The 10151-nt window shown below is 68.1% G+C and carries 10 protein-coding genes; 6 read left to right on the top strand and 4 right to left on the bottom strand.

The window, feature by feature from the left end; genetic code table 11:
• From V7Q81_RS11855 to pgl, 6 genes are all read left to right on the top strand, one after another.
• Positions 1-1601 (top strand): HAD-IC family P-type ATPase (locus tag V7Q81_RS11855; protein ID WP_333843537.1); only part of this gene is annotated, 1601 nt, incomplete at its 5' end.
• 69 nt (positions 1602-1670) lie between these two features.
• Positions 1671-2330, top strand: a complete 660-nt coding sequence (locus V7Q81_RS11850; RefSeq protein WP_333843535.1) for a Crp/Fnr family transcriptional regulator — start codon at positions 1671-1673, stop codon at positions 2328-2330.
• Positions 2331-2400: 70 nt separating this feature from the next.
• On the top strand, positions 2401-2592 hold the full coding sequence (locus tag V7Q81_RS11845; protein WP_333843532.1) for a YgaP family membrane protein: 192 nt from the start codon (positions 2401-2403) through the stop codon (positions 2590-2592).
• Between the two features lie 111 nt (positions 2593-2703).
• Positions 2704-3621 (top strand): phosphogluconate dehydrogenase (NAD(+)-dependent, decarboxylating), encoded by a 918-nt coding sequence (gnd, locus tag V7Q81_RS11840; RefSeq protein WP_333843529.1) that lies wholly within the window; start codon positions 2704-2706, stop codon positions 3619-3621.
• Complete coding sequence (gene zwf / locus V7Q81_RS11835; protein WP_333843526.1) at positions 3618-5096, top strand: glucose-6-phosphate dehydrogenase; 1479 nt, start codon at positions 3618-3620, stop codon at positions 5094-5096. Before gnd ends, zwf begins: the two co-directional genes overlap by 4 nt.
• Before the next feature lie 2 nt (positions 5097-5098).
• On the top strand, positions 5099-5794 hold the full coding sequence (gene pgl / locus V7Q81_RS11830) for a 6-phosphogluconolactonase (protein WP_333843524.1): 696 nt from the start codon (positions 5099-5101) through the stop codon (positions 5792-5794).
• A 169-nt stretch (positions 5795-5963) separates the two neighbouring features.
• On the opposite strand, the gene V7Q81_RS11825 is transcribed toward pgl, so the two are convergent.
• The 4 genes from V7Q81_RS11825 to V7Q81_RS11810 are packed head-to-tail and all read right to left on the bottom strand — an operon-like array spanning position 5964 to position 10121.
• Positions 5964-7229: a TolC family protein gene (locus tag V7Q81_RS11825; protein WP_333843522.1), complete on the bottom strand. Its 1266-nt coding sequence runs from the start codon at positions 7227-7229 to the stop codon at positions 5964-5966.
• Positions 7226-7369: a cytochrome bd-I oxidase subunit CydX gene (gene cydX / locus V7Q81_RS11820; RefSeq protein WP_333843520.1), complete on the bottom strand. Its 144-nt coding sequence runs from the start codon at positions 7367-7369 to the stop codon at positions 7226-7228. Before cydX ends, V7Q81_RS11825 begins: the two co-directional genes overlap by 4 nt.
• Positions 7370-7396: 27 nt before the next feature.
• Entirely contained in the window at positions 7397-8533 is a 1137-nt protein-coding gene (cydB, locus tag V7Q81_RS11815) for a cytochrome d ubiquinol oxidase subunit II (protein ID WP_333843518.1), read from the bottom strand.
• Positions 8534-8546: 13 nt separating this feature from the next.
• On the bottom strand, positions 8547-10121 hold the full coding sequence (locus tag V7Q81_RS11810) for a cytochrome ubiquinol oxidase subunit I (RefSeq protein ID WP_333843517.1): 1575 nt from the start codon (positions 10119-10121) through the stop codon (positions 8547-8549).
• Positions 10122-10151: the final 30 nt, after the last annotated feature.

The raw sequence follows: 10151 nt of genomic DNA, 5'->3' as shown, positions 1-10151 counted from the left end.
AGGTGGCGGTGGACGATTACCCGGAACTGCTGGAGATCGCCCGGGCGGCGCTGCTGTGCAACGACGCAGCGCTGCGGGAGGAGGCGGGCGAATGGCGGCTCGAGGGCGATCCTACCGAAGGGGCGTTGCTATCCCTCGCGCTGAAGGCTGGCCTGCGTCCCCGCGTGGAGGCAGAGGAACACCCCCGCATCGACGCCATCCCCTTCGAGTCCGAGCACCGGTTCATGGCCACTTTGCACCACGACCACGCCGGGCACGCTTTCGTCTACTTGAAGGGCGCACCGGAGCGGGTGCTGGAGCTGTGCCGCACCCAGCGCAGCGCAGGCGAGGATCGCCCGCTGGACCTGTCCTACTGGCAGCGCCGCATCGAGGAGACCGCCGCCGCTGGACAGCGAGTGCTGGCGGCGGCCTTCCGCCCCGTCGCGCCCGGCAAGCGGGAGCTCACCTTTGCCGACGTGGAACAGGGCGGCTTCACCCTGCTTGCCCTCTTCGGTCTGATCGATCCGCCCCGGGAAGAGGCGGTGCAGGCGGTGGCCCAGTGCCGCGGTGCCGGCATTCGGGTGAAGATGATCACCGGCGACCACGTGGTGACCGCCCGGGCCATCGGCGCCCAACTTGGCATCGGCGACGGCGTGCGGGCGCTGACCGGCGCGGAGCTGGAGAGCCTGGACGAAGCCGCCCTGCGGCAGGCGGTGAAGGAGGCGGACGTGTTCGCTCGGGCGAGCCCAGAGCACAAGCTGCGGCTGGTGCAGGCCCTGCAGGCGAACGGCGAGGTGGTGGCCATGACCGGCGATGGGGTGAACGACGCACCGGCCCTCAAACGCGCCGACGTGGGCGTGGCCATGGGGCGCAAGGGAACCGAGGCGGCCAAGGAGGCGGCCGACATGGTGCTCGCCGACGATAACTTCGCCTCCATCGCCCATGCAGTGGAGGAAGGGCGCACCGTGTACGACAATTTGCGCAAGGCCATCACCTTTTTGCTGCCCATCAACGGCGGCGAATCCCTGAGTCTGGTGGCAGCGATTTTGGCGGGAGTGACCCTGCCGGTCACGCCGGTGCAGATCCTGTGGGTCAACATGGTGAGCTCGGTGGGACTCGCCTTGGCGCTCGCCTTCGAGCCGACCGAGCCCGACGTAATGCGCCGCCCGCCCCGGCCGGTGGGGGAGCCCATCCTATCCGCTTTCCTGCTGTGGCGCATCGCGCTGGTGTCCGCCCTCTTCCTGGCCGGTATCTTCGGCATGTTCCAATGGGCGCTCGCTCGGGGCGCCAGCGTGGAGGAGGCGCGCACGGTGGCCGTGAATACGCTGGTGGCAATGGAGGTATTCTATCTCTTCAGCGTGCGCTACTTGCGCACCCCCTCCTTCACTTTCGAGGGCGTGAAAGGCACGGGTCCGGTCTTGATCGCCGTGTTCACCGTCTTCGGCCTGCAGCTTCTCTTCACCTATGCGCCCTTCATGGGGTTGTTCTTCAACAGCCGGCCCCTGTCCTTTAGCCAGGGCATCGAAGTGGTGGCAGTGGGAGTAGCACTCCTCGTCATCTTGGAAATGGAAAAGTTCCTGCGGCGGCGCGTCGCGGCGCTCGCCCGGAAGGCGCCGGCTTGAGCCAGACGAGCGCCTCGGTCTTCGGATGCCTGCGCCGCGCGACGGAAAATTTGCCCGGTGAACCGGTCCATGCCCACCTTCGCCGAGCGCCTGAGCGCTCTATATCCATTTCTCGCGCGGCTTGCGCCGCCACTGCGCGGCCGCATCGAACGGGAAGCCCAGGCGGTGCGGCTTTGTTCCGGTGCCCTTCTGTTCGATGAGCGGCAGCCCTGCCGCGGCTTCCCTTTCGTCTTGAGGGGAGCGGTGCGGGTGTCCAAGCGCTCTCCCGGCGGGCGCGAATTGTTCCTCTACCGGGTGCGGCCCGGCGAGAGTTGCATCATCACCTCGAGTTGTCTCCTCGGAAAGGCCCGCTACAACGCCCGGGGCGTCGCTGAGGGAGAGACAGAACTCGCGCTGTTGCCGGCAAGCACCTTCACGCAGCTGCTCGCCGCACCCGAGTTTCGCGCCTTCGTCTTCCGGCTCTTCTCCGAGCGCCTGGCCGAGCTCATGCAACGGGTGGAGGAAGTGGCTTTCCGCAAGCTGGATGAGCGCCTCGCTGCCCTGTTGCTGCGGCGGGGACCCCTGGTCCGGGCCACGCGCCAGGAGCTCGCCGACGAATTGGGGAGCGTGCGGGAGATGGTGAGCCGGCTCCTCGGGAGCTTCGCCGATCAGGGTCTGGTCGCTCTGGGCCGGGAGCAGATCCAGATCCTCGACCCGGCAGGCTTGAAGCGTATCGCCGAAGGTCTGTGACCTAAGTCACTGACGGGCGCCAGCCGCAGGCGTTCAATACGGCTTTGTGGCAACAGACAAGGAGCTCACCATGAAAGCGAACGTGGGAAGTGTGGATCGGCTGCTGCGGGCCGGGGTGGGCATCGTCCTGATCGGCCTCGCCCTGACCGGCACCATCGGGGCCTGGGGCTGGATCGGCCTCGTGCCCCTGGCGACGGCGCTCGTGGGCGTGTGCCCCGCCTACGCCCTGCTGGGGGTCAACACCTGCTCCACGAAGAAATAGCACCCGCCCGAGGAAGGAGCCGCGGGCCCTGGGGTGAGTGGCCCCGATTGCCTGCGGTGGGCCCGAGTGGGGAAGGTTACATCCCCGGGCCACTGCCGTTATCATGCGTCCATGGAACTGGGCCTCGTCGGGCTGGGCAGGATGGGCGCCAACATGGCGCGGCGGTTGCGGCGCGCGGGCATCGGCCTGGCCGCCTGGAACCGCAACCCGGCGGTCGCCCGGGCCCTCGCCGAAGAGACGGGGTTGACGGCTGCCGATTCCCTGGAGGCGCTCGTCGCGTTGCTCGCCCCGCCCCGAGTGCTCTGGCTCATGCTGCCGGCGGGGGAGGTCACCGCGCAGCATATCGAGCGGCTCGCCCCCCTTCTGACGCCGGGGGACGTCTTGGTGGACGGCGCCAATTCCCATTACCGGGATTCCATGCGCCGCGCCGCTTCCCTCTCCGCGCGGGGCATCGAGTTCGTGGACGCCGGCGTGTCCGGCGGCGTGTGGGGACTCGAGCACGGCTACGCCCTCATGCTGGGAGGCAGCGCAGCGGCGGTGGCGCGTCTTGCCCCCATCGTGAAGGCGCTCGCCCCAGCGCCCGACCGGGGCTGGCTGCACTGCGGGCCGGCGGGCGCGGGCCATTTCGTCAAGATGGTGCACAACGGCATCGAATACGGACTGATGCAGGCCTATGCTGAGGGCTTCGCGCTGCTCGAGGCGCAAACGGATTTTTCCCTCGATTTGGCCGCCATCGCCGAGGCTTGGCGGCACGGGACCGTGATCCGCAGCTGGTTGCTGGACTTGACCGCGGCAGCGCTCACCCAGGATTGCACCCTCGAGGGGATCGAGCCCGTCGTGGCGGACTCGGGCGAGGGGCGCTGGACGGTGGAGGAGGCGGTCGCGCGCGGCGTGCCGCTGCCGGTCATCGCCGCCGCCCTCATGGCGCGCTTCGCGAGCCAGGGCAAGCACGACTATCCGCTGCGGCTGCTCGCCGTGATGCGCCACCAGTTCGGCGGGCATCCCTTGCGCAGGCGCGAGGCGAAATGATCGGGGGCTCGCCGGAGCCGTGCAGTTTCGTCATCTTCGGTGCCACGGGGCATCTCGCAACCACCAAGCTCCTGCCCGCCCTTTATCAGCTCGAGGCCGAGGGGCGCCTGCACGGGGATCTGCGTTTCTTCGCCTTCGCGCGCCGGCCATGGCGGCGTGCGCAGTGGTTGGAACACCTTGAGCGGCTGCTCGGGGAGCGGCTCGGCGACGAGTACCGCCCGCAGATCTTTGATCGCTTCGCCGACCGCTTCGACTACGTGGTCGGCGACCTCAACGACCCTGGGGCGTATACGCGCCTGGTGCAAGAGCTCGGCAAGGCGCGCCCGGGCCGCTGCGAGAACCTGGTCTTCTACCTCGCGGTGCGACCCCAGGATTTCGCCACCGTAATCGAGAACCTGGACCGAGCCGGCATCAATCGTTCCCACGGCAGGCACCGCATCGTGGTGGAGAAGCCCTTCGGCCAAGACCTGGACAGCGCGCGCCAGCTGAACGCGTTGCTGCACCGCCATTTCGACGAGGAGCAGATCTACCGCATCGACCACTATCTGGGCAAGGAAACGGTGCAGAACCTCTTCGTCTTGCGTTTTGCCAACATGCTGGTGGAGCCGGTATGGAACCGCAGCTGCGTGGATCACGTGCAGATCACCGTGGCGGAGACCGGGGGTGTGGGCCAGCGCTCCGGCTACTACGAAGGGACGGGAGCGCTGCGGGACATGGTGCAGAACCACCTGCTGCAGCTGGTCGCGATGGTGGCGATGGAACCGCCCGCCACGCTGGATCCAGAGGCGGTTCGCGACGAAAAAGTGAAAGTCTTGCGCTCCATCCGCCCAATCCCGCCCCAGAGCGTGGACGCCTACGCCGTGCGCGGGCAGTACGTTCGGGCTCGGGTGGCAGGCGAAGCGGTGCCCGGCTATCGCGAGGAGCCGGGCGTGGACGGGGCGTCTGCCACCGAAACCTACGCGGCGCTCAAGCTCTACATCGACAACTGGCGCTGGCGCGACGTGCCGTTCTACCTGCGCACCGGCAAGCGGCTGCCAAGCGCCCTCTCCCTGATCGCCATCCGCTTCAAGCATCCACCCCAGCGCCTGTTCGGCGCCGACGCGACGGAGCTGGAACCCAATTGGATCATCCTCTCGCTCCAGCCCGAAGAGTGCGTGCACCTGGAGCTCCAGGCCAAACGGCCCGGCATGGAGATGCGCACCCGGGTGCTGCGCTTGAACGCCTCCTATCGCCAGGCCCGTGCCTCGTCCCTGGAGCCCTACAAGACCCTGCTGCTCGATGTGATCGAGGGCGACCAGAGCCTGTTCCTGCGCTTCGACGAAATCGAATGGTCGTGGCGGGGGGTGGAACCCGTCCTGCGCCATTGGACGGGTGCGCAAAGCGGCCTCATCCCCTATCCCGCCGGCAGCTGGGGGCCGGAGGAAGCCGAGCGCCTGTTCGACCGGCCAGACCAGGCTTGGCGCAATCACCTCTAGCCGTGGACCAAATCCTGCGCTGGCACGTGTATCCGGACGCGGCCGATCTGGCCTCGCGCGGTGCCCAGGCCATCGTGCGGGCGAGCCGCGAAGCGATCGCGGCCCGCGGGGTCTTCCATCTGGTTCTCGCCGGCGGCGAGACGCCCCTTGCGGTCTACGAGCGGTTGCGCGAGGCCAAAGCGGACTGGAGCGCCTGGCATCTGTACTTCGGCGACGAGCGCTGCCGGCCGCGGGGCGATCCCGCCCGAAACGATACGCGCATCGCCGCCCGTTGGCTGGAGTACGTCCCCATTCCCCCCGATCAGATCCATTCCATCCCCGCCGAGCGGGGCCCGGAGGCGGCAGCCACCGCCTACGCCCGAACGCTCGAGGCGGTGGGTGAGTTCGACCTGGTGTTGCTGGGCCTGGGCGAGGACGGGCATACCGCGAGCCTCTTTCCCGGCCCCGCCCTGGAGATCGCCCAGGCAACGGACGTCCTGCCCGTGCGCGATGCGCCCAAACTGCCCGGCGCGCGGGTGAGCCTGAGCGCGTCCCGCCTGAGCCAGGCGCGCCAGGTGTTCTTTTTCGTGCAAGGCGGCGCAAAGCGCGCCGCGGTTGCCGCCTGGTGGCGCGGGGAGGACATCCCGGCGCGGCGCATCACGCCGCCTCAGGGTGTGGACGTTTTGCTCGACGTCCAGGCGCTGGGCTGGTGCCCGTAGGCTTGAAGCTCTCAGTGGGCGTATTGATCCGCGGCTTTGTCCTACACCGCGCCCCATGCCACCGCTTCCGGGGTTCGTGCCCCTCCCCCGGCGAGAAGCTCCTGCGGAGCCGTGACAGCCTGGGCTTGGGACCGCCTCCTTCATGCGCGCCGCCCGCGGTGGCGGTGGCCTACCGCGGCAAATCCAAGATCTCGATGTAGCGCTCGATCGGTGTACCCAGGAGCACCTGGGCCGCCGACCAGGCGATGAGGGCACGGGCCCGCGCCTCGACGCCGCGGGCTTCGGCCTCGCGCAAGTCGCGCTGTTGCCGCAGGAACTCTTCCACGGGCGCCATGCCCACCCGCAACAGCTCCGACTGCACTCGCACCACTTCTTCCCGGGCGGCGATCTCTTGCCGCAGCGCCTCGGCGTCGGCCCGGGCGGTGTCGTAGGCCGAGCGCAGGGCGGCCCATTGGCGCGCCACGTCGCGGCGGGCTGCTTCCTGCTCTTCCCGCGCCGCGCGGGCCTGGGCCCGGGCGGCGTCGGCGCGGGTCCAGGCGGCGGGGTCGATGGGCAGGCTGACCCGCGCCGTCAGGGTCCAGGTGTCCGACGGTAGTGCGCCGCTGTCGAAATGGAAATAGTCTGCGCCCAGAGAAAAGGCGGGCCACAGTTGCCGCCGCGCCTCTTCGGCCCGGGCCGCTTCGGCTTCCGCCCGCGCCTGGGCGAGCCCCAGGGGCAGCGCGCTGTCGATCCCGCCTTCCGGCCAGGCCGGCGCGGCGGAGAGGGCCTCGGAGGGCAGCCGGCGCTGGCCGCTCGCTTCTTCCAGCGCCGTGAGCGCCTCCTCGATTGCCGCCTGCAGGCGGGTTTGCTCCGAATGCAGCCGGGCCTGCTCGCTTTCGGCGAGGCGCAGATCCACCAGGGCCGCCTGGCCGATCTCCACTTCTCGCTGGACCCGCTCGATGGTCTGCTCGACCCGTGCCTGCTGCACCTTCAACACCTGTACTTGGTACCGCAGCGCCTGTAGGCGCACGTAGGCGCTGGTGGTGTCGTGCAGCTTCAGCAGCGCTGCCTGCCGTTCGGCGAGCCGCGCTGCCTCCAGGTCGCTTTGCGCGGCGCGCCGCGCGGCAGCGATGGCCCCCGCCAAGTCCACGGGCAATTGATAAGCCACCCCGTAGCGGGCGAGATCCCGGGAAAAGGGCATGGCGGCCAGCGCGGCGGGGGAGAGCACGCCAACGAAGCGCTCCCCCTCGTAGCGGACAGATTCAGCCATGAGGCTCGCAGCACCCAGGCTGCGGCGGCGAGCCGCCTCGAGCTGATGGGCGGCCGCCTCCTTCGAGGCGGCCCGGGCCGCCACGGCCGGATGCGCCAGGCTCGCGCGCAGGAGCTCTCCCAGCTCTCCAGCGTTGGCGGCTGCGCATACGGCGAGACCACCGATCAAGAATGCCCACCGCTTCACGGCCGACGCCTCCGGGAACGTCCCGGGACGGACCCAACCGTGGGAGCATTCTCGCCTTCGCGGACCTCGTACCAGATGGCGTTCAGGATCCCGAAGGTCATGGCAAGTCCGAGGCCGAGGATCCAACTGAAATACCACATGGGCTGCCTCTCCTATAACGGGATTGGTCAATAAGCACTCTCCCGGCTGCGCACGTGGGCCAGGGTGATTTTTCCGCGCAGCACGCGGAACACCCAGGCGGTGTAGGCAAGCACGGCAGGCATGAATACCAGCACCGCGATCAGCATGATGAAGAGCGTGAGCCGGCTGGCGGAGGCGTCCCACACCGTGAGGCTTGAGCGCGGGTCGGTCGAAGAGGGCATGAGGAAGGGAAATAGCCCGAACCCGCCCGTCAGGATGACGCCGGCTTGGGCGAAGCTGCTGGCGAGGAAGGCCCAACCCGACCGCCCCGCGCGCAGCCATCCGGCGCACGCCGCGGCGCCGCCGTAGGCCAGGGCCGGCGCAAGCCACATCCAGGGATGGGCGTGAAAGTTGGCGATCCAGGCGCCGATGGCGGACTCCACGCTTTTGCGTAGGGGATTGGAGGGACCTGCGGGGTCCAGCTCTCCGACGATGCGCAGGCCCTCGATGCCGAAGGCGAGCCACAGCCCCGCTGCACTGAAGGCGAGGACGAGTGCAGCCGCTGCCCACTGGCCGACCGCCCGGGCGCGGGCGGCCATGGGATTCTCCACCTTGAGTGCGGCATAGGCGGCGCCGTGCATCACCAGCATGGACAGGCTCACCAGACCGCAGAGCAGGGCGAAGGGATGGAGTAGCTCGAAGAAGCCTCCCGTATAGACCGGTCGTGCCAGATGGTCCAGATGGAAGGGCAGGCCCAGGAACAGATTGCCGAAGGCTACGCCAAAGAGAAAAGCCGGCACCGTGCCGCCCACGAACAGCGCCCAATCCCAGGTGGCGCGCCAGCGGCGATCTTCGATCTTGTTGCGGAACATGAAGCCCACCGGCCGCAGGATCAGCGCGACCAGCACCAGGAACATGGCCAGGTACAGGCCCGAAAAGGAGGCGGCGTAAAGCAGGGGCCAGGCGGCGAAGGCCGCGCCGCCGCCCAGGATGAACCACACTTGGTTGCCGTCCCACACCGGCTCGATGGACTCGAGGAGCGCTTGTCGCTCCACATCGCTTCGACCGATGAAGCGAAAGATCGCCCCCACCCCGAGATCGAAGCCATCTGTGATGGCGAACCCAATGAGGAGCAGACCGAGGATCAGCCACCACGCGAGGCGCAGGATTTCGTAGTCGAGCATGGCATCTCCTCCTTCAACCGACGTGGGCCGGCTTGAGGGTCGACCCGGCACTAGAGTCCGGCCAGTAACCCAGGCCTTCCGGCCCGCGCTTGATCATGCGCGCCATCAGGTACACGTCCACGACGGCCAGCGCGGTGTAGAACAGAACGAATCCCGTGAGGGACAGCATGACGTTGGTCGCCGACGTGGCCGACGCCCCAAGGAAGGTGGGTAGCACGCCCTCGATGGCCCAGGGCTGGCGTCCATGTTCGGCCACGATCCAGCCGAGCTCTGCCGCGATCCACGGCAGCGGCAGGGATAGGAAGGCGAGCCGCAGAAAACCGCGATGCCGCTCGAGCCGCTGACGGGCGGCGAGGTAGAAAGCCCAGGCGAACAGGGCGATGAAGAAAAAGCCCAGGCCCACCATGACGCGAAAGGCCCAGAACAGCACCGGCACGTTGGGCACCGTGGACCAGGCCGCCCGCTCGACCTCCTCGGCCGTGGCGGTACTCGGATCATCGGTGTAGCGGAGCAAGAGCAGGCCGTAGCCGAGATCGGCCTGGTGGGCGTCGAATTGGGCCCGGGCGGCTGCATCGCGCGGGTTCTCACGCAGCCGCGCGAGCGCCGCGTGGGCCTTGATTCCGCTCTCGATACGCTCCTTGGCCTGCTCCACCAACGGAACGATGCCGGGGATCGGCTGGTCCAGGGAGCGGGTCGCGATCAAGCCCAGCACCCAGGGGATTTTGACCTCGAAGCGGGTCTCGCGCGCCTCCACGTTTGGCCAGCCGAGCAGGGTAAAGCCGGCGGGCGCCGGCTCGGTGTGCCACATGGCCTCCAGGGCGGCGATCTTCATCTTCTGATGTTGGGTCGCGGTATAGCCCGACTCGTCGCCCAAGACCACCACCGACAAGGCTGAGGCGAGCCCGAAGCTGGCGGCCACCGCCATGGAGCGCTTGGCGAAGGCGACGTTACGGCCCCGCAGCAGGTACCAGGCGCTCACCGACAGCACGAAGACTGCGCCGGTCACGTAGCCGGCCGCCACGGTGTGCACGAACTTGGATTGGGCCACGGGATTGAACAGCACCTCCCAGAAAGAGGTGAGCTCCATGCGCAGGGTCTCGGGGTTGAACTGGGCGCCGACGGGGTTTTGCATCCAGGCGTTGGCCACCAGGATCCACAGGGCGGAGAGATTCGAGCCGAGCGCCACCAGAAAGGTCACGACCAGGTGCCCGAGCTTGGAAAGCCGATCCCAGCCGAAGAAGAACAATCCCACGAAGGTAGACTCGAGGAAGAAGGCCATCAGGCCCTCGATGGCGAGCGGCGCGCCGAAAATGTCCCCCACATAGTGGGAGTAATAGGCCCAGTTGGTGCCGAACTGAAACTCCATGGTGATGCCCGTGGCCACCCCCATGGCGAAGTTGATGCCGAACAGCAGCCCCCAGAACCGGGTCATTTGCTTCCAGATCTCACGCCCGGTCATGACGTAGGTCGCCTCCATGATCACCAGGATCACGGAAAGCCCCAGGGTGAGGGGCACGAATAGGAAGTGATAGAGGGCGGTTAAGGCAAACTGCAGCCGCGAGAGATCGACAACGGTGAAGTCAATCATCGGAATGCTCCTGGGAAGCGGGGGGAGGGG

Origin of the sequence: Pelomicrobium sp. (assembly GCF_036803785.1) — a bacterium.
Lineage (GTDB): Bacteria > Pseudomonadota > Gammaproteobacteria > Burkholderiales > UBA6910 > Pelomicrobium.
Note: the sequence above shows the minus strand (reverse complement) of the source record. Positions and strands in the feature narration are given on the sequence as shown.

What these genes read in the sequence shown, in the direction of transcription:
- V7Q81_RS11850 (WP_333843535.1), top strand. Translation starts at nt 1,671, where the DNA reads ATGCCCACCTTCGCCGAGCGCCTGAGCGCTCTATATCCATTTCTCGCG.
- V7Q81_RS11845 (WP_333843532.1), top strand. Translation starts at nt 2,401, where the DNA reads ATGAAAGCGAACGTGGGAAGTGTGGATCGGCTGCTGCGGGCCGGGGTG.
- gnd (WP_333843529.1), top strand. Translation starts at nt 2,704, where the DNA reads ATGGAACTGGGCCTCGTCGGGCTGGGCAGGATGGGCGCCAACATGGCG.
- zwf (WP_333843526.1), top strand. Translation starts at nt 3,618, where the DNA reads ATGATCGGGGGCTCGCCGGAGCCGTGCAGTTTCGTCATCTTCGGTGCC.
- cydX (WP_333843520.1), bottom strand. Translation starts at nt 7,369, where the DNA reads ATGTGGTATTTCAGTTGGATCCTCGGCCTCGGACTTGCCATGACCTTC.
- cydB (WP_333843518.1), bottom strand. Translation starts at nt 8,533, where the DNA reads ATGCTCGACTACGAAATCCTGCGCCTCGCGTGGTGGCTGATCCTCGGT.
- V7Q81_RS11810 (WP_333843517.1), bottom strand. Translation starts at nt 10,121, where the DNA reads ATGATTGACTTCACCGTTGTCGATCTCTCGCGGCTGCAGTTTGCCTTA.